We start from the raw sequence: 22,266 nt of genomic DNA, 5'->3' as shown, positions 1-22,266 counted from the left end.
GTCAGCGGCCGGCCTTGGCGGCGTCGGCGACCTGGGCGGCGTCGATCGCCACCGCGCCCGCCGGCGGGTTCAGCACCTCCACCCTGGCGCCGTCGCGCAGCGCCACCTTGCCGGCGGTCACCACCTGGTCGCCTTCGTCCAGGCCCTTGCGCACTTCGGCCAGGTCGCCGCTGACGTGGCCCAGTTCAACTGCCACGCGCACGGCCTTGCTGTCGCGGACGGCGAAGACCGAGGTCTCGCCGCCTTCCTGCAGCAGCGCCGCGCGCGGAACGGTCAGGGCGTCGCTGCGCTGGTCGTACACGACCTCGATGCGGCCGAACATGCCCGGGCGCAGCCCTTCGCCGCCCGGGAAGGCGGTGACGACACGGAAGGTGCCGCTGCCGGCATCGACCACCGGGCTGACCCGGTCGATCACGCCCTCGAACACGGTGCCGGGCATCGCGTCCGCGGTCATGCGCACCGCCAGGCCTTCCTGCATCGTCGCCAGGTCGCGTTCGGGCACGTTCAGCACGGCCTCCAGGCGCGAGGTATCTACGATGCGGAACAGGCTGGAATTGAGCTGGATCAGGTTGCCGGGTTTGACCGCGCGTGCGGCGATGACGCCGTCGATCGGCGCGACGATGTTGGTGTAAGACAGTTCAAGCTGCGCCAGCTGGTACAGGGCGCGGGCGGCCTCGAGGTCGTAGCGGATCTGGTCGCTGGCCTCGGCGCTGACGAGTTTGGATTCGAGCAGTTCCTGCGAGCGCCGGTAGTTGTTCTCGAGCTTGCGCACGGTGGCGCGGGCGCGCTCCATTTCCAGGCGCGGGCGCTCCGGGTCGATGCGGGCCAGCACCTGGCCGGCCTTCACCTGGTCGCCCTCTTCCGCCAGCAGCTCGAGCAGGACGCCCGAGGTCTTGGCCACCACCTGGGCTTCGCCCGGCGCCTCGAGGTTGGCCGTGCCGGAGAAACTGGCGGCGATCGGGCGCTTGGCGACGGCCGCCACTTCGACCGGCACCGCCTCCACCTTCTTCTCGTCCGCCTTGCCGTCTTCGGCCTTGGCCGTACTTTCAGCCTCGCCGGACTTGCCGTCGGCCGGGGCTTCGCCGCCGCCGCAGCCCGCCAGCACCAGGGAGATGGCCAGGGCCAGGGCCGCGAGGGAACGGGACTGCGGGGAGGTGCGGGAAGTCTTCATGGGGGCGGCTTCTGGCTAGGGTGTTGTAGTTGAATAGAACAGTACAGGTCAGGCCCCCGGAGCCGCACATGCCGGAAGTCAGGATGCCGACCAGGGACCGCGATCATCACGACGCCAACCGGGCCCCCTCGTCTCGGGAAGGATGCTGCGGCTATACTTTCGGTTTACGCCGTCCATCCGACCCTTTCGAGCCGGAACAATTCCTGATGAAGCGAATCCTCTTGCCCGCCGCCAGCCTGGCGCTCGCCCTTGCCGCACTGCCCGCCGCCGCCCAGGGCGACGCCGCCAATGGCAAGGCGCTGTTCTATACCTGCACCGGTTGCCACGGCATCGAAGACTACAAAAACGCCTACCCGACCTATCGCGTGCCCAAGGTCGGCGGCCAGAACGAGGCCTACCTGGTCTCGGCGCTCAACGCCTACAAGAAGGGCGAGCGCAAGCATCCGACCATGCAGGCCCAGGCCGAGTCCTTCTCCGACCAGGAGATCGCCGACATCGCTGCCTACCTGTCCAGTGTGAAGAACGAGAAGTGAGGGCCGCGCATATGAAGTCCATCCGTACCCTCGCCGCCCTGTCGCTGCTGGCCCTGGCCGCCCCGGTATGTGCCGCCGGCCCGGTCGGCAATGTCGCCGCCGGCCAGGAAAAGTCCAAGACCTGCGCGTCCTGCCACGGCCCCACCGGCAACGAATCGCTGGACCCGACCTATCCCAAGCTTGCCGGCCAGTACCCGGAATACCTGGCGAAGGCGCTGCGCGACTACAAGTCGGGCGAACGCCAGAACGCCATCATGGCCGGCATGGCCGCCGCGCTCAGCGACGAGGACATCGACGACCTGTCGGCCTTCTACGCCGCCCAGGACGGCGACCTGCAGGACCTGAGCAAGGTCGACCAGCGCTGATTCCCCGGCGCCTGGCTGCAGCATCGGAAGGCCCCGCATCGCGGGGCCTTTTTCGTTTCAGGGCTGGCGCGGGGGCATCGGGTCGGTGGCAGGCGGTTTGCGGCACTCGATCTCGTAAAGTGCGCGCGTGCGGCGCCAGGCGGCGTGGCTTTCGGGGTCGACGATCTGTTCCCACCACAGGTCGCACTGGCGCCGCTCTTCGGCGCTGAGCGTATTGGGGTCGTCGCCGGCGTTGACCGCGGCTTCGCCGGCGTTGGCGTCGACGATGCCGCAGCCGCCGCCGCCGGCAAGCAGCACGACGCCGCAGCGCAGCTTGGAGCCGGGGCTGCCGGGAATGGGGATATCGACGTACATCGTCGAGGCCTCCACGGCCTTTTCCAGCAACTCGGTCAGCAGGTCGGTGTCCGGGCGCCAGCTGGCGTCGAAGCGCGTGGGTTCGTATTCGAACACCTTGCGGCGCTTCATGAATTCGGCCGACTCTTCGAGGCCCGGCTGCCGGAATCCGAAGCGGCGATCGTCGCCGCCGGCGTCGGCGATCTGCTCGCGTACTTCATCGGGCAGGGCCAGCGAACCGTCCGGGTTGTAGATCGACAGCGATCCGGCGCGCGGCGTCGGCTCGACGGCCTGCAGGGCCTGGCTGCCCGGGCGGGATTCCGGCGCCCAGACATCGGCCGCCTGCTGGCCCGGCGCGGGCGCGTCCGGCGGCGGCGGATCGCCGGCCAGCGGCTCGTCGATTTCCAGCGGCTCGAGCGTGATCGGATCAACCACGATGCGCGTTTTTTTCTTCTTGTCCGGGTCCAGCGGCTCGAACGCCAGCGTCGGCCGGGTGCGTTCGACCTCGGGGCTGTCGAGCACGGGCGCCAGGGCGATGCCGGGATCCGGCCTGGGCAGGTCGGTGCGTGGCGTTGTTTCGAGGGTGGGCGCCTCGGCCTGCACCCGCGTTATCTGCGTGGGTGCGGGTGCATCCTCGATGGCGATGTCGACCGTCACCGGCGACGGCCGCAGTACCGGGGAGTCCACCACGGGCTCGGGCACCTCGACGGCTTCGAGCACGGGGCGTTCGATGGCGGGGAGTTCGACTTCGGGCTCTGGTTCCGGCTCCGGCTCCGGCTCCGGCTCCGGCTCAGGCTCAGGCTCAGACTCAGGCTCAGGCTCCGGCTCCGGCTCCGGCTCAGGCTCCGGCTCCGGCTCAGGCTCGGGAACAGGCTCGGGCTCGGGCTCGGGCTCCGGCTCCGGCTCCGGCTCCGGCTCGGGAACAGGCTCGGGCTCGAGGAATACCAGCGTGGTTTCGCGCGGCGGCGGCGGCAGGGGCTCGACCCAGCGGCCGGAGTCCATGATCCAGAATGCCAGCAGATGGCCGCCGGTAATGATCAGCCACAGGCCGACGCGGAGGCGCCATGGCATCGGATCGGCGTCGGGGATCGGCTGCCAGCGGTGGTCGGCATCGACCAGGGCCTGTGCGGGATCGGGAGTCTCGATGGTGTCGGTCACGGGCCACGCACGGGGGGAAGGCTCGCAGAGACTAACGGCCTACCCTGAAAAAAAACGGTTAAGGCTCCGGACAGCTGCAGGCCGCGTTCAGCCGCGGGCTATGTAGGGAGCGCTGCCGGTGCTGTGGTCGGTCGCATCGCGCACCGCCGTGACCTCCGGGAACTTCGCCATCATCTGCTTCTCGATGCCCTGCTTGAGCGTCACGTCGGCCATGCCGCAGCCATGGCAGCCACCGCCGAAGCGCAGGTAGACGACGCCGTCCGCATCGATCGACTCGAGCGCCACCCGGCCCTTGTGCGAGGCCAGCTGCGGATTGATCTCCGATTCGATCAGCCAGCGCACGCGTTCGACCAGGCTCGCGTTCGTGCCCGGCGTTTCACCCTTGATGCGCGGCGCCCGGATGTTGAGCTGGCCGCCGGTGCCTGTGCTGGCGTAGTCGATCTCCGCCGCGTCGAGGTATGGAACGCTGGGGCCATCGACGAACAGGGTGAAACCCTCGCAGTCGATCGCCCATTCGTCGCCCAGCAGATCGTCGTTATCGCAGAACTCCAGCCGGGCGTCGGCGCGTGGCGTTCCTGGTTCAACGGCGGAGAGACGGATCCCGACGGCGTCGCCGCCCTGGGTTTCGAGCAGGCGGCGGAAATAGGCCTGGGCACTTTCGGACAGGTTGATCATGGCCTGCATTCTAACGCCCAGCCCTATACTTGGCTGCTCCCGCCATCGGAAAGCTGTCATGACCACGATCAATGAACTCGCGGATCGCCGCTGCCAGCCGCTCAAGGGCCCCGAACACCAGCTCGGTGCCGCGGACGTCGCCGACCGCCTGGCCGCCCTGCCCGGCTGGGAACTGGCCGAGCAAGACACGGCCATCACCCGGACGTTCCGCTTCAAGGACTATTACCGCACGATGGCCTTCGTGAACGCGCTGGCCTACGTCGCCCACGCCGAAGACCACCACCCCGACCTGGGCGTGCACTACGACCGCGCCGTGGTGCGCTATTCCACCCACGACGTCGGCGGACTGAGCGAGAACGACTTCACCTGCGCCGCGAAGGCCGAATTGCTCGCCGCGCAGTGATCCCCTGTAGGAGCGCCTTCAGACGCGAATCTTTTGGCTTTGCCTTCGGCAAAGAAATGATTCGCGCCTGAAGGCGCTCCTACACTCCAGCTCAGCCCAGGCGGTTGAGCACGGCGACCAGATCGTCCGAAAGCGGCGCGTTGATCAGGTAGGGTTTCGCACCCTTCTGCAGCGCGAATTCGATCGAGGCCGCATGCAGGAACAGGCGGCGCAGGCCGGCCTGTTCGGCCAGGCGCTTGTTGGCCTCGCGGTCGCCGTACTTTTCGTCGCCCGCCACCGGATGACCCAGGTGGGCGGCGTGCACGCGGATCTGGTGGGTGCGGCCGGTTTCGATGCGCACTTCGCAGAAGCTGTGGCCACCGCGGCGCTCGAGCACCTTTACGTGGCTGACCGAGGGCTTGCCGGACGGATCGACCCGCACCATGCGCTCGCCGCCCTGCAGCACCGACTTCTGCAGCGGCGCGTCGACGGTCAAGGTCCCGTTCGGAACGCGCCCGACCAGCAGCGCCAGGTAACGCTTGGCCGGGCCTTCGTCGTCCTCTCCGGCGCGCATCAGGGCCTGAAGCTCCAGCAGCGCCGAACGCTTCTTGGCCAGCACCAGCACCCCGGAGGTGTCGCGGTCGAGCCGGTGCACCAGCTCCAGCGGTTCACCCGGGCGCATCGCCCGCAGCGCCTCGATGACCCCGAAGCTGATGCCGCTGCCGCCGTGGGTGGCGATACCGCTGGGCTTGTTGATCGCCAGCAGGGCCTTGTCCTCGAACACGATGCTGGCCGCCAGGCGCTCGAGCATGCCCTTGGGCGGGGTCCGGGCCTCGCCCGGGGCCTCGAGCCGGACCGGCGGGATCCGGACCTCGTCGCCGCCGGCCAGGCGGCTGTCGGCCTTGGCCCGCTTGCCGTTGATCCGGACCTGGCCGCTGCGCACCAGCTTGTAGACCAGGCTGCGGGGAGCGCCCTTGAGCTGCAAAAGCAGGAAGTTGTCCAGCCGCTGGCCATCCCGGTCCTCCGGGACCCGGACCAGTCTCACACCGGTCGAGACATCTTGGTTTGCCGCCATGGGGGTTGCCCCTATACAATCACTGCGCGAGATAACGTCCTGATTTCGCAGGGGCTCCCCGGCCGAAAGCCGACCCCTGAGAATCCCGAGGAACCGCTACCACACCCCACGGGGGTGACCATGTTAGCCGGTGCCGAAGGCGGACGGATATTGCCGCGGGCTTGCGAGCCTGCGAACACCGGACGCCGCGAGGCGGGGTCCGGGCCCTGAGACCGAACAAACAAAACAAGCGCTCCCGTGGGTACGCCCAAGGTCTGTAGCGCTGGAAGTTCCTGCCAGGCCCGGGTGCGCAATGCGCCCCAGGCCCGAAACATCGGGCGCGGACCCCGGCGTTCCTCGCGGTACGAGCGCGTGAGGAATCCACCATGAAGCGTATGCTGATCAATGCCACGCAGGCCGAAGAACTGCGCGTGGCGATCGTCGATGGCCAGAACCTGTACGACATCGACATCGAGCAGCCCTCGAAGGAACAAAAGAAGTCCAACATCTACAAGGGCCGCATCGTCCGGCTCGAACCCTCGCTTGAAGCCGCCTTCGTCGAATACGGCGGCGAGCGCCACGGCTTCCTGCCGCTCAAGGAAATCTCCCGCGACTACTTCGTCCCCGGCGTCGACCCGAACAAGGCCGGCCTGAAGGAATTCCTGCGCGAAGGCCAGGAAGTCGTCGTACAGGTCGAAAAGGAAGAACGCGGCAACAAGGGCGCCGCCCTGACCACGTTCATCTCCCTGGCCGGCCGCTACATGGTGCTGATGCCCAACTCGCCCACCGCCGGCGGCGTCTCGCGCCGGGTCGAGGGCGACGACCGCGCCGCGCTGAAGGAAGCGATGGACGCGCTGACCATTCCCGAGGAAATGGGCGTGATCATCCGCACCGCCGGCGTCGGTCGCGCCGCCGACGAGCTGCAGTGGGACCTCGATTACCTGCTGCAGGTCTGGAAGTCGATCACCGACGCCGCGCTGTCCAAGCCGGCGCCCTTCCTGATCTACCAGGAATCGCGCCTGATCATCCGTGCCCTGCGCGACTACCTGCGCGCCGATGTCGGCGAGATCCTGGTCGACACCCAGGAGATGTACGACGAGGCCCGCGACTTCATGCAGTCGGTGATGCCGCAGAACCTGCGCAAGCTCAAGTTCTACGAAGACCCCACCCCGCTGTTCAACCGCTACCAGATCGAATCCCAGATCGAAGGTGCCTACGAGCGCCAGGTGCGCCTGCCCTCGGGCGGCAGCATCGTCGTCGACCAGACCGAAGCCCTGACCGCGATCGACGTCAACTCGGCGCGTGCCACCAAGGGCAGCGACATCGAGGACACCGCGTTCAACACCAACCTCGAGGCCGCCGACGAAGTGGCCCGCCAGATGCGCCTGCGCGACCTGGGCGGCCTGGTGGTGATCGACTTCATCGACATGGCTTCGGGCAAGCACCAGCGCCAGGTCGAAGAGCGCCTGCAGGTTGCCCTGAAGCAGGACCGCGCGCGCGTGCAGATCGGCCGCATCTCGCGCTTCGGCCTGCTCGAGATGAGCCGCCAGCGCCTGCGCCCGAGCCTGGGCGAGTCCAGCCAGGTGGTCTGCCCGCGCTGCGAAGGCCATGGCCGCATGCGCAGCGTCGAATCGCTGTCGCTGTCGATCCTGCGCCTGGCCGAAGAGCACGCGATGAAGGAAAACACCGGCCAGGTGCTGGTGCAGGCGCCGCCGGAAATCGCCAACTACCTGCTCAATGAGAAGCGCCGCGCCCTGGTCGAGATCGAGACCCGGCACGACGCCCCGGTGGTGGTGGTGGCCGACGACCAGCTCGAGACCCCGCACTTCAACATCAGCCGCCTGCGCGACAACGAGCTGGGTGAAGACAGTGCCCGTCCCAGCTACCACCGCACCACGCCGCGCAAGCTGGCCGTGCACGCGCTGACCAAGTCGCATATCAACGTCCCCGACATGCCGGCCGTGACCGCCGTGCGCCCGCCGAACCCGGCGCCGGTGCGCGAGGAAGCGCCCGAGCCGGCGCCGCTGCCCGCAGCCATCCAGGCCGCCCCGGTGGCCAAGCGCGGCTTCTTTGCGCGCCTGGCGGCGCTGTTCGCCGGCGACGAGTCGCCGGCCGTCGAGGAGAACAAGAAGCCGCGCCAGGGCGATCGGCCTGCGCGTGGCGAACGACCTGACCGCGGCGAGCGGACTGAACGGGGCGGTCGTCGCGACCGCGGCGGGCGGCGTGAGCGCATCGAGCGCGATCGCGGCGCCAAGCCGGCGCAGCAGGCCGCCAAGCAGAAGACGCCCAAGGCCGAACGCAGCGAAGAGCAGAAGCGCCAGGACGAGGCCAGGCGGGCCGAGGCCCAGCAGCGCCGCGAGGAAAACCAGAAAAAGGACGCCGAGCGCCGCGAACAGCAGCGTCTCGAGAACCTCAAGCGTGAAGAGGAGCGCCGCGAGGCGCGCGAGGCGCGGCAGCAGGCGGCGATCGCCGCCGGCGGCGCAGCCACGGCCCTGGACGACGGCGAAAAGCAGGACGAAAAGGACCTGGCGCTGGCCAACCAGGAGGACGGCAAGGAAGGCAATGGCGATGACGCAGCCACGTCCGAAGGCGGCAGCCGTCGCCGTCGCGGCCGCAGGGGCGGTCGTCGCCGCCGTCGCGCGGATACCGGCACCGACGCCAGCGGCAACGAGGACCCGGGTAACGACGATGACGACGCCGGTGGTCCCGATGCCGAAGCTCCGTCCGGCAAGCAGTCCGAGGCCACGGCTCCGGCCGTGACCGCGGCGGAATCCGATTTCGACGACATCACCCCGCCGGCGCCGGCCGTCGTGCCCGCGGTGGCGGCTTCGGCCGCCGCGGTGGTGGCGGTGGACGTGCCCGCGCCCGCCAAGGCCGTTCCGCCGCCGGCCAGCGAGCCGGTTGCATCCGAACCGGCCGAGGTCGAACCGGCAGCCGCTGGCGTTTCGCCGCCGGCCGCCCAGGCCCAGCCGGCAGCGCAGCCCGCGGCGCCGACGGTGGCCGTCGAAAGCAAGCCGGCGCCGACCGCGGTCGAGGCCCGGACCGAAGCCAGCGCGCCCGTCGTCGCCGAGTCCCCGAAGGTGGCGCCGCCGCCGGTGCAGCAGAGCCTGATTCCCGACGCCGAGCCGGTGAATCCCTACCTGCGCACCCAGCCGGCGCAGTTCGATTCGCCTCCGAACCATCCGGCGCCGCCGGTGGTGCAGGTAGAGGCGCCGGCCGAAGAGGCGGTGCCTGCCGCCGAAAGCGAATCCGCCGCTGCCGCTGATGCGGACAAGACGCCGACGGCTCCGGACTGGTCGCTGGCCGACCCCGACGAGACCAGGCCGCTGCCGACCGACAAGGCCGGCTGAGCGCGGGGCAGATCCCCGGCTTGACGACAGGGGCGCCTCAGGGCGCCCTTGTTGTTTTCGCAGGGCAGGCTCAGGCCGTCAGCGCCGAGGCCGGATCGGAAATGCCATGCTGCCCGGCCAGCCTGGCCAGCGAGATGGCATCGCGGATGCCCAACTTCTCGAACAGACGGTATTTGTGCGTCGCCACGGTCTTGCCGCTGAGGCTGAGCCGGCGCCCGATTTCCTCCATGCGCAGCCCCTGGCAAAGCAGCCTCGCCACCTGCAGTTCGCGCGGCGACAGCAGGTCAAACGGCGATGCCTGCCCGCCAAAGCCGTCGAGCGCCATGCGCTGGGCGACTTCGGTGGCCAGGTAGCGCCGGCCGCGGAAGACGTCGCCGACCGCACGCACGAGCTCCTGCGGATCGCAGCCCTTGCCCAGGTAGCCCGAAGCGCCGGCTTCGATCAGGCGGCGCGGCATCGGCCCGTCTTCCTGGATCGAAACAATGATGACTCGGGTGCCGAGGTCGGCACGCACGATGCGCTCGGTCACGTCCAGGCCGCTGATGCCCGGCAGGTGGAGGTCGCACAGCACCACGTCGGGCCGCAGTCGCCGGACCTGTGGCAAGGCTTCTTCGCCGGTCGCAGCCTCGCCAACGAACTCCACGGTACCGGCCTGTTCCAGGATCAGCCGATAGCCCGTGCGCACCAGTGCATGGTCGTCCACGATGAAAACTCGGATCATTGTTGGTCCCTCCCCAGGGTTCGGTGCCCACGCTAGGTGAAGTAGCGTTGGCGCGGCTATGGCAACTTGCCGCCTGATCGCTAGGTTATTTCCTACGCGACGACAAAGGCGCGAACACCGTTATCGCCGTCGTACAAGTTGCCGGGGCAATGCACCACACGGCCGGGCGAGCGTCGAAAATCCCTACCGCCATCCGCGCCGGCAACCGACAGACACCTGCGGGCCGGCGAACGACACTGCTCCTCCACCCACCGCCCGGCCAAGGCATGCCCCGCCTCCGACTCCTCCCGCGCATCGGCCTGCTCGCGCTCTCCCTACTGCTCCCCGCCCTGCTGGTGGGCCTGATGGCCGCCTGGGTGCTGGCGCTGACCACGCTCAGCCACCACGACCGCACGCTGGCCTGGGTGCAGGGGACGCCGGCGCAGCTCGCGTCGCTGCGCGAGGCGGTGGTCGGGCATCCGGTGTTTACCAACGGCGATTTCGCGCCGGGCGGTTTCGCCGACCACCGGCCTGCGGAATGCGGGGCACAGGACGTCGCCATCGGCTTTTCCCGGTTGCGCGAGTTCGAGCTGGCTCCCGCCAGGGCCACGCTGGACGAACTGGTGCGCGCGTCCGGGGTGTACGCCTGCGAGTCCCACGTCTTCATCTTCAATGACCTGCCCAGCCCGCTGGACCCGACCGCCTGGGACGATTCGCTGGTCACCCTGCTGCTGGCGCTGGTCCTGCCCACGGGCACCCTGCTGATCGCCTACTGGGGCTTCGGGACCGCCTTCGCGCTGCCTGCGCCCTGGCGGGTGCCAGCGCCCGTACTGCGAACGCTGGGACTGGGTCTTGCCGGCGCACTGGCGGGACTGGTTGCCGTCGAGGGGCTGGGCTGGCTGTTCCACCTGGCCTGGCCGGAAGAAATGACGGGCGGCGACCCGGTCGCAGGCCTGGGCGCCGACCCGCTGGCGCTGCCGGTGATCCTGCTGGTCGGTGTATACGCGCCCTTCCTGGAAGAGCTGGCATTCCGGGCCTGGCTGATCCCGGTCGCCGAACGCGCCGTGGGCCTGCTGCCCGCCTGCGCGCTGTCGACGCTGGCCTTCACCGCGATCCACCTGCCCTTCGCCGGACCGGAGCTGGCGGGCACGCTGCTGCTGGGCGCCATCTTCGCCGCGGTCTACGCCTTCACCCGCTCCCTGCCCGCCTGCCTGGTGGCTCATGGCGGCTACAACGTACTGGCGCTGGCCCTGCACGTCGCGACCCGGGGCTGAGCCAACGGGCCGCGGGCGTCGAATCTGGCGGAAGAGGTGGGATTCGAACCCACGGAAGGTTTGACCCTTCGCCGGTTTTCAAGACCGGTGCCTTAAACCGCTCGGCCACTCTTCCGGAACTGTTTCGGGCTTGCGACTAAGGAGCCGCGACGCCCTCGCAGGGCACGCCGCCGGGCGTGCCGCACTTGAGCTTGCTGTCCTGGATCTTCGCCGGCAAGTGCTCGGCAAGGAAATCGATGAAAACCCGCACCGCCGGCAGCAGGCCGCGGCGCGAGGGATAGATGGCGTGGCAGATGCCCTGCGGCAGGCTCCACTGCGGCAGCACGACCTCCAGCTCGCGGTTCCGGATCGCCTCGGCGCAGCTGAGCTCGGGCAGCAGCACCACGCCCAGGCCGTCGCGCGCCGCTGCCAGCAGCAGCGGGAAATCCTGGGCCATCAGCGCCGGCGTCAGGTCCACGCGCTGTACCTGGCCTTCGGGTCCGTGCAGGGTCCAGCGCTGGCGCGCGTCGTCGTCGCTCATCGAAAGCGTCGTGTGGCCGGCCAGGTCGGCAGGTACCTGCGGACGGCCGATGCGGTCGAGGTAGCGCGGGCTGGCAACCAGCAGCTCACGCAGCTGGCCGAAGCTGCGCGCCACCATCTCGCTGTCGTCGGTGAGCTGCGAGCGCACGCGCAGCGCGACGTCGAAACCTTCCTGGATCACGTCCACGCGACGGTTGCTCACGTGCAGCTGGATGCGCACCTGCGGATGCGTCTTCATGAACTGCGGCAGCAGCGGCGCCAGCAGCTCCTGGGCCAGCGCCACCGGGCAGCTGACCTTGATCGTGCCGCGCGGCGCGGCCGATACGCGGTCCACCGCCTCGCGCGCCGCCTGGGCCTCGGCCAGCATGGTCTGGGCGTGCCGATAGACACTCTGGCCGACCTCGGTGACCGCGAACTTGCGGGTCGAGCGCTGCAGCAGGCGCACGCCCAGTTCGTTCTCCAGCTGCGCGATGCGGCGGCTCAGGCGCGACTTGGGCACGCCCAGCGCACGCTCGGCGGCGGCGAAACCGCCGTGTTCTACCACCATCGCGTAGAACTGCAGGTCGTTGAGGTCGGGGTGGTTCATCCGATGCGCTCCAGGTTGCCCATGTAGGGCCGCAGCGCGGCCGGAACCTCGATGCTGCCGTCGGCCTGCTGGTAGTTTTCCATCACGGCGATCAGCGCGCGGCCCACGGCCACGCCGGAACCATTGAGGGTATGCACCGGCTCGGGCTTGCCCGTGGCGGGGTTGCGCCAGCGCGCCTGCATGCGCCGGGCCTGGAAGTCGCCGCAGTTCGAGCAGCTGCTGATCTCGCGATAGGTGTCCTGGCTGGGCAGCCAGACTTCCAGGTCGTAGGTCTTCACCGCTGAAAAGCCCATGTCGCCGGTGCACAGCAGCACCTTGCGGTAAGGCAGGCCCAGCTTCTGCAGCACGGCTTCGGCGCAGCCGGTCATGCGCTCGTGTTCGGCGTCCGACTCTTCCGGACGCGCGATCGACACCAGCTCGACCTTCTCGAACTGGTGCTGGCGGATCATGCCGCGGGTGTCGCGGCCGTGGCTGCCGGCTTCGGCGCGGAAGCACATCGAATGCGCGGTCATGCGCATCGGCAGCTCGCCGTCCTCGACGATGCTGTCGCGCACGATGTTGGTCAGCGGCACTTCGCTGGTGGGAATCAGGTAACGCCGGTCGTCGCCGAAGTCGGTGGCGAACAGGTCGTCCTCGAACTTGGGCAGCTGGCCGGTGCCGCGCAGGCTGTCGGCGTTGACGATCAGCGGTACGTTGGTTTCCAGGTACCCGTGTTCGCCGGCGTGCAGGTCCAGCATGAACTGGGCCAGGGCGCGGTGCAGGCGCGCCAGCGGGCCGCGCAGCACGGTGAAACGCGCGCCGCTGAGCTTGGCGGCGGTGTCGCCGTCGAGCCAGCCGTCGCGGGCACCGAGCTCGACGTGGTCCTTCACCGCGAAGTCGAACTGGCGCGGCGTGCCCCAGCGCAGCACTTCCTGGTTGTCCTTTTCGTCGGCGCCGGCCGGCACGCTGGCATCGGGCAGGTTCGGAATGGCCAGGGCGATGGCTTCGAGCTCGGCGCGCAGCGCGTCCAGGCGGGCTTCGGAGGCCCTGAGTTCGTCGGCGATGCCGGCGACCTCGGCCATCAGCGGCGCGACGTCCTCGCCCTTGGCCTTGGCCTGGCCGATGGCCTTGGACCGGGTATTGCGCAGGTTCTGCAGCTCTTGGGTGCGGCCCTGGATGGCCTTGCGCTCGGCCTCGAGGCTTTCGAACGCAGCCACGTCGAGGTCGAAACCGCGGGTCTGCTTCAGGCGCGCGGCGGTGTCGGCGAGATGGCCGCGCAGCAGGGTCGGATCGAGCATGGGGTCATTCCATAAATGAAACAGGGCGGCGCATTATCGCGCCGCGCCGGACGCCGGTGCAACGAAAATCATGGCGATTCCCGCGGCTTGGGCGCATGCTGTCGCCCGCCGGGCCGCGCATCCGCGCGGCGGCATCACGGAGCACCACCATGGCCAAGGGCCTGAACCAGAAAAAGAACGAGAAGAAGAAGCCGGAAAAGACCCCGAAGGAAAAGCGCGCCGAAAAGGACCTGAAGAAGGCCGCCCGCAAGTCATGACCGAACCGGTCCGCCTGGCCCGACGCGTGGTCGAGATCACCGGCTGCACGCGCAGCGAGGCCGAACGCTACGTGCAGGGTGGCTGGGTGACCGTCGACGGCGTCGTGGTCGAGGCGCCGCAGCATGCGGTCACCACGGAAGTGGTGGCCCTGCTGCCCGATGCCCGGCCCGACCCGGCAGAGCCGGCGACGATGCTGCTGCACAAGCCGGCCGGCTACGATCCCGGCGCGGGCGCGAACCCCGCCGAAGCGCTGCTGGTGCCCGCGAACCGCTGGGCCGACGACCCCTCGGGCTGGCGCCTGCTGCAGCGGCACTTCCCCCGCCTGCAGCCGGCGATGCCGCTGCCGGTGGAAGCCAGCGGCCTGATGGTCTTCAGCCAGGACGGCCGCGTACTGCAAAAGCTCAGGCAGGACGGCGAACGCCTGGAGCAGGAATTCAACGTCGATGTCGAAGGCGAGCTCGCGCCCTATGGCTGGAACCGCCTGACCGGCGGCACGACGTTCCAGGGCTGGCCGGTCGCGCCGTTCCGCGTCAGCTGGCAGAGCGAGCAGCGCCTGCGGTTCGCGATCAAGGGCGTGCGCCCGGGTCTGCTCGAACATCTGTGCGCCGAGGTCGGCCTGAAGGCCACCGCCATCCGTCGCCTGCGCATCGGCCGGGTCGGGCTTTCGAAAATGCCCGCGGGACAGTGGCGCTACCTGCCGGTGCTCGAACGCTTCTGAGCCGGCCTCAGGCCGGGCGCAGCCACGTCGCGAGACGGGCGCCGGCCCAGACCAGGGCAAGGCCGCCGACCAGCGTGATCGCAAGATAGGCCAGCATCGCGCCGGGCCTGGCCGCGCGCGCGTACACCAGGCATTCGAGCATCAGCGCCGAGTACGTGGTCAGTCCGCCCAGCACGCCGACGACCAGGAAGGCGCGTGCATACATCGCGCCCGACCCGCGCCCTTCCAGCCAGATCAGCAGGAACCCCGCGGCCAGGCTGCCCAGCAGGTTCACCGCCAGCGTGCCCCAGGGCATCCCCTCGCCGAACTGCCGCAGTAGCCAGCCACCGATGAGGTGGCGGCCACCGGCGCCGAGCGCGCCGCCCGCCATCACCAGCCAGAGCAGGGTCCAGTTCATGGCCAGAAGACTAATCGAAACCGCGGCACGGAAGCTTGTACGCTTTGCGCCTGTGCCGAATCGAACGGATCTCCATGCGCCTGCCCCTGCTCCTGCTCCTGTCCACCGCCCTGCCCGCTTTCGCCGCCGGGCCGCTCACCACCGAGGCCGAACGCTCCGGCTTCACCCACACCGGGCGCTACGCCGAGGTCGAGGCGCTGTGCGAAGCATTCGCCGCGCGTTACCCGAAGGCGGTGCGCTGCCTTGATTTCGGCACCACGCCCCAGGGCCGGCCGATGAAAGCACTGGCGGCCTCCACCTCGGGCGCACTCGATCCGGAATCGGCGCGCCGCGAGGGCCTGCCGGTCGTACTGGTGCAGGGCGGCATCCACGCCGGCGAAATCGACGGCAAGGACGCCGGTTTCCTGGCCCTGCGCGAGGTGCTTGAAGGCAAGGCCGCCGCCGGCGCGCTGGACAGGCAGGTGCTGCTGTTCGTGCCGGTGTTCAACGTCGACGGCCACGAGCGCTTCGGTGCCTGGAACCGCCCCAACCAGCGCGGCCCGGTGGAAATGGGCTGGCGCACCACCGCGCAGAACTACAACCTCAACCGCGATTACCTCAAGGCCGACGCGCCGGAAATGCAGGCGATGCTGGCGCTGGTCAACGAATGGGACCCGCTGGCCGTGGTGGACCTGCATGCCACCAACGGCGCCCAGTTCGAACACGACATCGCGATCCAGGTCGAACCGCTGCATGCCGGCGACCCGGCCCTGCGGGCCATCGGCCGGCAGTGGCGCGACGCCGTCATCGCGGACCTCAGCGAACAGGGCTCGCTGCCGCTGCCCTTCTATCCCTCCTTCGAGGTCTACGACGACCCGTCCTCGGGTTTCAGCGACTCGGTGGCGCCGCCGCGGTTTTCCACCGGCTATTTCTGGATGCGCAACCGGCTGGCCATGCTGGTCGAGACCCATTCCTGGCGCACCTACCCCGAGCGCGTGCGCAGCACCCGCAACACCGTGGTGTCGGTGCTCGAACAGATCGCCGAACACGGCCAGGCCTGGCAGCGCGCCGCGCGCGCGGCCGACCTGGCGGCCAGCCAGCCCGACCCCTCGCCGGCGCCGCTGAGCTTCGCGGCCAGCGACAAGGTGCGCACGATCGATTTCCGCGGCTACGCCTACACCCGCGAACCGTCGGAAATCTCCGGCGCCCTGATGACCCGCTACGACGAAAAGACGCCGCAGGTCTGGCAGGTGCCGCTGCGCGATGACGTCCAGCCGTCGCTCACCGTGTCGCGGCCGGGCGCCGGCTATCTGGTGCCGGCCGAACATGCCGCCTTCGTGGCCGGCAAACTGCGCCTGCACGGCCTGGTCTTCCATGAACTCGGCGCCGTGGACGAAACCGCGGTGCAGTCCTTCCGGGCCGGCAGCAAGACGTTCGGCGCTACGCCGGTGGAGGGTCACCAGAGGCTCACCGTCGTTGGCGAGTGGGCCGCGGACCGCGTGGCCCTGGGCGGGGGTGCGCTGTTCGTGCCGATCCGGCAGCCGCGCTCGCGGGTGGTGATGGCGCTGCTTGAACCGCAGGCGCCCGATTCCCTGCTGGCCTGGGGCTGGTTCAACAACCATTTCGAGGCCAAGGAATACATGGAGGCCTACGTGGCCGAAGCGGTGGCCCGCGAGATGCTGGCGGCCGATCCGGCGCTGCGCGAGGCATTCGAAAAGCGCCTCGCCGAAGACGCGGCGTTCGCCGCCAGTCCGTCGGACAGGCTGGGCTTCTTCTACCGGCGGCACCCTTCCTACGACCAGTCGCTGGATCGCTATCCGGTGCTGCGCGTGGACAGCGACCCGCGCTGAGGCGGCTCAGCCCTTGCGCGCCGCCTCGCGTGCGGCGCGCAGGCGGTCGAGCTTTTCCTTGAGCTTGATCTCCAGGCCACGCTCCACTGGCTGGTAGTACACGCGCTCGCCCATGGCTTCCGGGAACGCGGTCTGGTCCAGGGCGATGCCCTCGGGCGCATCGTGGTCGTATTGGTAACCGCTGCCGTAGCCGAGCGACTTCATCAGCTTGGTCGGCGCGTTGCGCAGGTGCAGCGGCACGTCCAGCGTGCCGGTGTCGCGAACGTCGGCCTGCGCCGCCTTGAAGGCCACGTAACCGGCATTGGATTTGGCGGTGCTGGCCAGGTAGATCACCGCCTGCGCCAGCGCCAGGTCGCCCTCGGGGCTGCCGAGGCGGTCGTAGGTGTCCCAGGCCTCGACGCAGATCTGCAGGCCGCGCGGGTCGGCCAGGCCGATATCCTCGACCGCCATGCGGGTGATTCGCCGCGCCAGGTAACCGGGATCGCAGCCGCCGTCGAGCATGCGCGCGAACCAGTACAGCGCCGCGTCGGGGTTCGAACTGCGCACGGACTTGTGCAGGGCCGAGATCTGGTCGTAGAAAAGCTCGCCGCCCTTGTCGAAACGCCGGGTGCGGTCGGCCAGCACCTGGGCCAGCGTGGCTTCGGTGATCTTCCCGCCTTCATCGGCGGCCAGTTCGGCGGCGATTTCCAATAGCGTCAGCGCCCGGCGTACGTCGCCGTCGGCGGCGCCGGCGATGTCGCGCAGGCGCGTCTCGTCCACTTCGACGCCCTGCCCGCCCAGGCCGCGCTCGCCGTCGTGCAGCGCGCGGCGCAGCGCGGCGATGATGTCGTCCACCGACACGGCCTCGAGCACGTGCACGCGGCAGCGCGAGAGCAGCGCCGAATTGAGTTCGAAGCTGGGGTTTTCGGTGGTGGCGCCGACGAACAGGATGCTGCCGCGTTCGATGTGCGGCAGGAAGGCATCCTGCTGGGTCTTGTTGAACCGGTGCACCTCGTCGACGAACAGCACCGTGCGGCGGCCTTCATTGAAGCGCGCCTCGGCCGCCGCCAGCACCTCGCGCACCTGCGGCAGCCCGGACAGCACCGCGGAGATGGCGACGAACTCGGCCTCGGCGTAACGCGCCAGCAGCAGGGCCAGGGTGGTCTTGCCGCAGCCCGGCGGCCCCCAGAGGATCATTGAATGCACGCGTCCGGACTCGACGGCGCGGCGCAGCGCCGAGCCCGGCGCCAGCAACCGGCGCTGGCCGACCATGTCGTCCAGGCTCGCCGGGCGCATGCGTTCGGCCAGGGGCTTGAGGCCCTCGGGCGGTGCAAACAGGGTCGGCGCGGGCTGGGATTTGCGGGTCACGGGCGAAGTCTACCGGCTCGGGGGACGGTGCTGCCCGGGCTTGGGGACAGGTGCAAATTTTGGCTTCACCAAAATTGCACCTGTCCCCTTCCCTCAATCGGCCAGCGGCATCACTTCGGCGGCCTGGGCCATCTCGCCCACCACATCGGCGCCCCGCGGCGGGGTGAAGGCGAAGGTGGCGGCGTCGAAGGCCGGGTTGCGCTGCCAGTCGCTGAAACGCACCTCGGTGCGCTGGCCGAGGCCGTCGCTCATCTCCATCACCACCAGCGCGCCGGCATCGAAGCCCAGGCGCGCGCTTTCGAACGCCGACTCCTGGGCATTGCGCGGGTCGAGCAGCAGCCACGACAGGCCGTCGGAGCGGCCACCCTCGCTCACCTTGAACTGGCGGTCGAGCTCGGTCGGGTCCACCAGCACCGAAAGCGGGCTGCCCTGCTCCTCGTGGCTCTGGATGCGCACGGTCACCTGGTCGAGGTCCGGGTCGTGGATCCAGACGTGGGTGCCGTCGGCGACGATCAGCTGCGGGAACGGCTTCACCACTTCCCAGCGGAACTGCCGGGGCGCCCGCAGCTTGAGATTGCCGCTGGACGTCTCCAGGAGTTCGCCGTCGGGCGCATGCACGCGCTGCTCGAAGTCCGCCGCCATGCCCGTCATGCCGGCACCGAAGGCGTCGAGCTGCGCACGCGCACCGGCATGGGCCAGCGGCGCGGAAAGGGCAAGCGTCAGGATCATGAGCAGGCGCATGGGGATTACCTTGGTTGCGTTGCGGGCCAGTGTGTCGCGGCTTGGCTGAACGGCGCGTGGGGCGCTTGAACGCCGGCTTAAACCCACCGGGCCGCCGGCCGGCTCAGCGCGGCGGCGGCGGCGCGATCACCTGGCGGTCGCCGTTGTGTTCGGGCGGGGTGACGATGCCGGCGGCCTCCATGGCCTCGATCAGGCGGGCAGCGCGGTTGTAGCCGATCTTCAGGCGGCGCTGCACGCCGGAGATGGACGCACGCCGGGTCTCGGTGACCACCTTCACCGCCTCGTCGTACAGGGGGTCGGACTCGTCGCCCGAACTGCTGGCCTCGGGCAGGCCCCCGGGACCGACGACGATACCGTCGCCCATCGTTTGCACTTCCTCGAGCACGCCCTCGATGTAGTCCGGGCCGCTGCTGTTCTGGCGCAGGTGCGCGACGACCCGGTGCACCTCGTCGTCGCTGACGAAGGCGCCGTGCACGCGCTCGGGCATCGCGGTGCCCGGCGGCAGGTAGAGCATGTCGCCGTTGCCCAGCAGCGTTTCGGCGCCGGACTGGTCAAGGATCGTGCGCGAGTCGATCTTCGAGCTCACCTGGAAGGCGATGCGGGTCGGGATGTTGGCCTTGATCAGGCCGGTGATCACGTCCACCGACGGCCGCTGGGTGGCCAGGATCAGGTGGATGCCGGCGGCGCGGGCCTTCTGCGCCAGGCGGGCGATCAGCTCCTCCACCTTCTTGCCGACGATCATCATCATGTCGGCGAATTCGTCGATGAACACGACGATGTAGGGCAGCGCCTCGAGCGGGCGCGGCACTTCGCCAAGGTCGGGATTGGGCTGGAACAGCGGGTCCATCAGCGGCTGGCCGGCGTCCTGGGCGTCCTTGACCTTGCGGTTGAAGCCGGCCAGGTTGCGCACGCCGACGGCACTCATCAGCTTGTAGCGGCGCTCCATCTCGGCCACGCACCAGCGAAGGCCATTCGCGGCCTCCTTCATGTCGGTGACCACCGGCGCCAGCAGATGCGGGATGTTCTGGTAGACCGACAGTTCCAGCATCTTCGGGTCGATCATCAGCATGCGTACGTCCTTGGCGCTGGACTTGTACAGCAGGCTCAGCACCATCGCGTTCACGCCCACCGATTTGCCGGAACCGGTGGTGCCGGCGACCAGCAGGTGCGGCATGCGCGCCAGGTCGACCACCACCGGCCGGCCGCCGATGTCCTTGCCAAGGGCCATGGCCAGCGGCGAGGCGACTTTGTCGTATTCCTTCGAACGCAGGATCTCGCTGAGGTAGATGGTCTCGCGGTGCGAATTCGGGATCTCCAGGCCGACCACCGACTTGCCCGGGATCACGTCCACCACGCGCACCGATTTCACGCTCAGGCCGCGCGCGATGTCCTTGTCCAGCGAGCTGATCTGGCTGCCCTTCACGCCCGGCGCCGGCTCCATCTCGAAGCGGGTGATCACCGGGCCCGGATAGGCACCCACGACCTGCACCTCGACGCGGAAGTCCTTGAGCTTGAACTCGATCTGCCGCGACAGGGTTTCCAGGGTTTCCTCGGAATAGCCCTTGGGCTGTTCCTTGGGATCGTCGAGCAGCGACAGCGGCGGCAGGCCTTCGCCGCCGCCAACGTTGAACAGCGGGATCTGCTGCTCGCGCTGGGCACGTTCGGACTTCTCGATGACCGGCTTGGCCGGCGGTTCGATGCGCACCGGCTCGCGTTTGGCTCGCTTGGCCGAATCGACCTTGCGCACTTCTTCGCGCTCCTCGCGCAGCACCCGGGCCCGCTGCCATTCCGCGGCCTGGCGCGTGCGCGTGCCCAGCCGGGCGAACAGGGCCAGGACCTTGCCGCCGATCCAGTCCATCAGCGCGAACCAGCTCAGGCCGGTGGCCAGGGTGACCGACATCAGCACCACCGAGACCAGGAACAGGTTGCCGCCCATGCCCCCGAACACCTTGCGCATCGAGCTGCCGACCAGCTGGCCCAGGATGCCGCCCGAGCCTTCGGGCAGGTCGGGCGCGGCACCGCCGAGGATGTGGGCCAGGCCACAGGCCGAGACCAGGAAACCGACGATGCCGACCAGGCGCAGCGCCGGCCCGAAATCAACGCGGCCGTCGCCGTCGGAATCGAGCCCGAACAGCGCGATCCAGGCGATGCCGCCCAGCACCAGCGGCACCGTGTAGGCGACGTAGCCGAAGATCGAAAAGGCCAGGTCCGCGACGTGGGCGCCCACCAGGCCGCCGACGTTGTGCAGCGGGCCGGCCACCGAACCCGTGCGCGACAGGCCCGGGTCGTCGGTGTGGTAACTGAGCAGGCTCGCCAGCAGGTACAGCAGCAGCGGTGAAAGGGCGACGAGCGCGAGTTCACGCCAGAGCTTCTGGCGGCGGTCCATGCCAACGTTGGTGCTTCGATCGGAAGTTCGCGCCACCGAGAAAAATTGCCCCAGAAGGTCGATGAAACTGGCTGTTTATACCCCGGAACACTGAGGACCGGGCGTTCGCCTTGATTTGCAGGGGCGTGGCCTACAAGCTACATGGCCTGCGCGACACACCCCTCGAACCTGAAGAATCATACATGACCGCCCCCAAGCACTGCCGCCTGCTCATCCTCGGTTCCGGCCCGGCCGGCTACTCCGCCGCCGTCTACGGCGCCCGCGCCAACCTCAAGCCGGTCCTGGTCACCGGCCTGCAGCAGGGTGGCCAGCTGATGACGACCACCGAGGTCGACAACTGGCCGGGTGACGCGCACGGGCTGATGGGTCCGGACCTGATGGCGCGCATGCAGGCCCACGCCGAGCGCTTCGAAACCGAGATCGTGTTCGACCAGATCCACACCGCCGACCTCTCGCGCCGTCCCTTCCGCCTGGTCGGCGACAGCGGCGAGTACACCTGCGACGCACTGATCATCGCCACCGGCGCCAGCGCCAAGTACCTGGGCCTGCCCAGCGAACAGGCCTTCATGGGCAAGGGTGTCTCGGCCTGCGCCACCTGCGACGGCTTTTTCTTCCGGGACCAGGATGTCGCGGTGATCGGCGGCGGCAACACCGCGGTCGAAGAGGCCCTTTACCTGTCCAACATCGCCCGCAAGGTCTACCTGGTGCACCGCCGCGACAAGCTGCGCTCGGAAAAGATCATGCAGGACAAGCTGTTCGCCAAGGCCCAGGCCGGCAAGGTCGAGATCATCTGGGACCATACGGTCGACGAGGTCCTGGGCGACGACAGCGGCGTCACCGGCATGCGCATCCGTTCGACCAAGGACGAGTCCACCCGGGAAATCGCCGTGCAGGGCTTTTTCGTCGCCATCGGCCACACCCCGAACACCTCGCTGTTCGAGGGCCAGCTGCAGATGCGCAACGGCTACCTGACCATCCGCTCCGGCCTCGAGGGCAACGCCACCGCCACCACGGTGCCGGGCGTGTTCGCCGCCGGCGACGTCGCCGACCAGGTGTACCGCCAGGCCATCACCTCGGCCGGCTTCGGCTGCATGGCGGCGCTGGACGCCGAGAAGTTCCTCGACAAGGAATGACTGCCCGACCCGTAGGAGCGCCTTCAGGCGCGAATCGGTCCTTTGCCACCGGCAAAGGCAAGAGATTCGCGCCTGAAGGC

General features: G+C 69.1%; 19 protein-coding genes and 1 tRNA gene. 8 read left to right on the top strand and 12 right to left on the bottom strand.

Features of this window, described 5'->3' with window-relative positions:
- Position 1 precedes the first annotated feature (1 nt).
- Positions 2-1,171 carry an efflux RND transporter periplasmic adaptor subunit gene (locus ACE3TE_RS10135; protein WP_374604576.1) on the bottom strand — a complete coding sequence of 390 codons (1,170 nt, stop codon included), beginning with the start codon at positions 1,169-1,171 and terminating at the stop codon, positions 2-4.
- Between the two features lie 206 nt (positions 1,172-1,377).
- Here ACE3TE_RS10135 and ACE3TE_RS10130 point away from each other — a divergent pair, with 206 nt between their 5' ends.
- Positions 1,378-1,704, top strand: a complete 327-nt coding sequence (locus ACE3TE_RS10130) for a cytochrome c (RefSeq protein ID WP_374604575.1) — start codon at positions 1,378-1,380, stop codon at positions 1,702-1,704.
- 11 nt (positions 1,705-1,715) lie between these two features.
- Positions 1,716-2,069 (top strand): cytochrome c, encoded by a 354-nt coding sequence (locus tag ACE3TE_RS10125; RefSeq protein WP_374604574.1) that lies wholly within the window; start codon positions 1,716-1,718, stop codon positions 2,067-2,069.
- Between the two features lie 57 nt (positions 2,070-2,126).
- Here ACE3TE_RS10125 and ACE3TE_RS10120 read toward each other — a convergent pair whose 3' ends face one another.
- A complete protein-coding gene (locus tag ACE3TE_RS10120) occupies positions 2,127-3,560 on the bottom strand; it encodes a hypothetical protein (RefSeq protein ID WP_374604572.1) in 1,434 nt (477 codons plus the stop codon).
- An 87-nt stretch (positions 3,561-3,647) separates the two neighbouring features.
- A complete protein-coding gene (locus ACE3TE_RS10115) occupies positions 3,648-4,235 on the bottom strand; it encodes an NfuA family Fe-S biogenesis protein (protein WP_374604570.1) in 588 nt (195 codons plus the stop codon).
- Between the two features lie 58 nt (positions 4,236-4,293).
- On the opposite strand from ACE3TE_RS10115, the gene ACE3TE_RS10110 reads away from it, so the two are divergent.
- On the top strand, positions 4,294-4,638 hold the full coding sequence (locus ACE3TE_RS10110) for a 4a-hydroxytetrahydrobiopterin dehydratase (protein ID WP_374604568.1): 345 nt from the start codon (positions 4,294-4,296) through the stop codon (positions 4,636-4,638).
- A 91-nt stretch (positions 4,639-4,729) separates the two neighbouring features.
- On the opposite strand, the gene ACE3TE_RS10105 is transcribed toward ACE3TE_RS10110, so the two are convergent.
- Positions 4,730-5,692 (bottom strand): RluA family pseudouridine synthase, encoded by a 963-nt coding sequence (locus ACE3TE_RS10105; RefSeq protein WP_374604566.1) that lies wholly within the window; start codon positions 5,690-5,692, stop codon positions 4,730-4,732.
- A gap of 365 nt (positions 5,693-6,057) precedes the next feature.
- Between ACE3TE_RS10105 and ACE3TE_RS10100 the strand changes: the two genes are divergently transcribed.
- A complete protein-coding gene (locus tag ACE3TE_RS10100) occupies positions 6,058-9,021 on the top strand; it encodes an Rne/Rng family ribonuclease (protein ID WP_374604564.1) in 2,964 nt (987 codons plus the stop codon).
- A 70-nt stretch (positions 9,022-9,091) separates the two neighbouring features.
- Here ACE3TE_RS10100 and ACE3TE_RS10095 read toward each other — a convergent pair whose 3' ends face one another.
- Entirely contained in the window at positions 9,092-9,742 is a 651-nt protein-coding gene (locus ACE3TE_RS10095; protein ID WP_374604562.1) for a response regulator, read from the bottom strand.
- Between the two features lie 266 nt (positions 9,743-10,008).
- Here ACE3TE_RS10095 and ACE3TE_RS10090 point away from each other — a divergent pair, with 266 nt between their 5' ends.
- The gene (locus ACE3TE_RS10090; RefSeq protein ID WP_374604560.1) at positions 10,009-10,995 is read left to right on the top strand and encodes a CPBP family intramembrane glutamic endopeptidase; all 987 of its coding nucleotides are present in this window, start codon (positions 10,009-10,011) and stop codon (positions 10,993-10,995) included.
- A 25-nt stretch (positions 10,996-11,020) separates the two neighbouring features.
- On the opposite strand, the gene ACE3TE_RS10085 is transcribed toward ACE3TE_RS10090, so the two are convergent.
- The 3 genes from ACE3TE_RS10085 to serS form a co-directional block, all read right to left on the bottom strand.
- Positions 11,021-11,110, bottom strand: a tRNA-Ser gene (locus ACE3TE_RS10085).
- 21 nt (positions 11,111-11,131) lie between these two features.
- Entirely contained in the window at positions 11,132-12,100 is a 969-nt protein-coding gene (locus ACE3TE_RS10080; protein ID WP_374604558.1) for a LysR family transcriptional regulator, read from the bottom strand.
- Positions 12,097-13,377, bottom strand: a complete 1,281-nt coding sequence (serS, locus tag ACE3TE_RS10075) for a serine--tRNA ligase (RefSeq protein ID WP_374604557.1) — start codon at positions 13,375-13,377, stop codon at positions 12,097-12,099. The genes ACE3TE_RS10080 and serS overlap by 4 nt, the downstream gene beginning before the upstream one ends.
- 253 nt (positions 13,378-13,630) lie before the next feature.
- On the opposite strand from serS, the gene ACE3TE_RS10070 reads away from it, so the two are divergent.
- Complete coding sequence (locus ACE3TE_RS10070) at positions 13,631-14,353, top strand: rRNA pseudouridine synthase (protein WP_374604555.1); 723 nt, start codon at positions 13,631-13,633, stop codon at positions 14,351-14,353.
- Between the two features lie 7 nt (positions 14,354-14,360).
- Here the strand turns inward: ACE3TE_RS10070 and crcB are convergent, their stop codons facing one another.
- Positions 14,361-14,750: a fluoride efflux transporter CrcB gene (gene crcB, locus ACE3TE_RS10065; protein WP_374604554.1), complete on the bottom strand. Its 390-nt coding sequence runs from the start codon at positions 14,748-14,750 to the stop codon at positions 14,361-14,363.
- Positions 14,751-14,824: 74 nt separating this feature from the next.
- On the opposite strand from crcB, the gene ACE3TE_RS10060 reads away from it, so the two are divergent.
- A complete protein-coding gene (locus tag ACE3TE_RS10060) occupies positions 14,825-16,579 on the top strand; it encodes a M14 family metallopeptidase (protein ID WP_374604552.1) in 1,755 nt (584 codons plus the stop codon).
- Positions 16,580-16,585: 6 nt separating this feature from the next.
- Here ACE3TE_RS10060 and ACE3TE_RS10055 read toward each other — a convergent pair whose 3' ends face one another.
- From ACE3TE_RS10055 to ACE3TE_RS10045, 3 genes are all read right to left on the bottom strand, one after another.
- Positions 16,586-17,854 (bottom strand): replication-associated recombination protein A, encoded by a 1,269-nt coding sequence (locus ACE3TE_RS10055; RefSeq protein ID WP_374604652.1) that lies wholly within the window; start codon positions 17,852-17,854, stop codon positions 16,586-16,588.
- Between the two features lie 165 nt (positions 17,855-18,019).
- The gene (lolA, locus tag ACE3TE_RS10050; protein ID WP_374604550.1) at positions 18,020-18,667 is read right to left on the bottom strand and encodes an outer membrane lipoprotein chaperone LolA; all 648 of its coding nucleotides are present in this window, start codon (positions 18,665-18,667) and stop codon (positions 18,020-18,022) included.
- Positions 18,668-18,770: 103 nt separating this feature from the next.
- Entirely contained in the window at positions 18,771-21,053 is a 2,283-nt protein-coding gene (locus ACE3TE_RS10045) for a DNA translocase FtsK (protein WP_374604548.1), read from the bottom strand.
- Positions 21,054-21,235: 182 nt separating this feature from the next.
- Between ACE3TE_RS10045 and trxB the strand changes: the two genes are divergently transcribed.
- A complete protein-coding gene (gene trxB / locus ACE3TE_RS10040; protein ID WP_374604547.1) occupies positions 21,236-22,186 on the top strand; it encodes a thioredoxin-disulfide reductase in 951 nt (316 codons plus the stop codon).
- Positions 22,187-22,266: the final 80 nt, after the last annotated feature.

Source organism: Arenimonas sp. (genome assembly GCF_041919775.1).
Classification (GTDB): Bacteria; Pseudomonadota; Gammaproteobacteria; order Xanthomonadales; family Xanthomonadaceae; genus Arenimonas.
The sequence above is the reverse complement of the archived record's forward strand: the minus strand, read 5'-3'. Positions and strand labels throughout refer to the sequence as shown.

Bases quoted from the DNA above. Each gene is read 5' to 3' on its own strand.
- crcB (WP_374604554.1), bottom strand. From the start codon at position 14,750: ATGAACTGGACCCTGCTCTGGCTGGTGATGGCGGGCGGCGCGCTCGGC.
- lolA (WP_374604550.1), bottom strand. From the start codon at position 18,667: ATGCGCCTGCTCATGATCCTGACGCTTGCCCTTTCCGCGCCGCTGGCC.
- ACE3TE_RS10100 (WP_374604564.1), top strand. From the start codon at position 6,058: ATGAAGCGTATGCTGATCAATGCCACGCAGGCCGAAGAACTGCGCGTG.
- ACE3TE_RS10115 (WP_374604570.1), bottom strand. From the start codon at position 4,235: ATGATCAACCTGTCCGAAAGTGCCCAGGCCTATTTCCGCCGCCTGCTC.
- serS (WP_374604557.1), bottom strand. From the start codon at position 13,377: ATGCTCGATCCGACCCTGCTGCGCGGCCATCTCGCCGACACCGCCGCG.
- ACE3TE_RS10110 (WP_374604568.1), top strand. From the start codon at position 4,294: ATGACCACGATCAATGAACTCGCGGATCGCCGCTGCCAGCCGCTCAAG.
- ACE3TE_RS10105 (WP_374604566.1), bottom strand. From the start codon at position 5,692: ATGGCGGCAAACCAAGATGTCTCGACCGGTGTGAGACTGGTCCGGGTC.
- trxB (WP_374604547.1), top strand. From the start codon at position 21,236: ATGACCGCCCCCAAGCACTGCCGCCTGCTCATCCTCGGTTCCGGCCCG.
- ACE3TE_RS10135 (WP_374604576.1), bottom strand. From the start codon at position 1,171: ATGAAGACTTCCCGCACCTCCCCGCAGTCCCGTTCCCTCGCGGCCCTG.
- ACE3TE_RS10125 (WP_374604574.1), top strand. From the start codon at position 1,716: ATGAAGTCCATCCGTACCCTCGCCGCCCTGTCGCTGCTGGCCCTGGCC.
- ACE3TE_RS10060 (WP_374604552.1), top strand. From the start codon at position 14,825: ATGCGCCTGCCCCTGCTCCTGCTCCTGTCCACCGCCCTGCCCGCTTTC.
- ACE3TE_RS10080 (WP_374604558.1), bottom strand. From the start codon at position 12,100: ATGAACCACCCCGACCTCAACGACCTGCAGTTCTACGCGATGGTGGTA.
- ACE3TE_RS10090 (WP_374604560.1), top strand. From the start codon at position 10,009: ATGCCCCGCCTCCGACTCCTCCCGCGCATCGGCCTGCTCGCGCTCTCC.
- ACE3TE_RS10055 (WP_374604652.1), bottom strand. From the start codon at position 17,854: ATGCGCCCGGCGAGCCTGGACGACATGGTCGGCCAGCGCCGGTTGCTG.
- ACE3TE_RS10045 (WP_374604548.1), bottom strand. From the start codon at position 21,053: ATGGACCGCCGCCAGAAGCTCTGGCGTGAACTCGCGCTCGTCGCCCTT.
- ACE3TE_RS10130 (WP_374604575.1), top strand. From the start codon at position 1,378: ATGAAGCGAATCCTCTTGCCCGCCGCCAGCCTGGCGCTCGCCCTTGCC.
- ACE3TE_RS10095 (WP_374604562.1), bottom strand. From the start codon at position 9,742: ATGATCCGAGTTTTCATCGTGGACGACCATGCACTGGTGCGCACGGGC.
- ACE3TE_RS10070 (WP_374604555.1), top strand. From the start codon at position 13,631: ATGACCGAACCGGTCCGCCTGGCCCGACGCGTGGTCGAGATCACCGGC.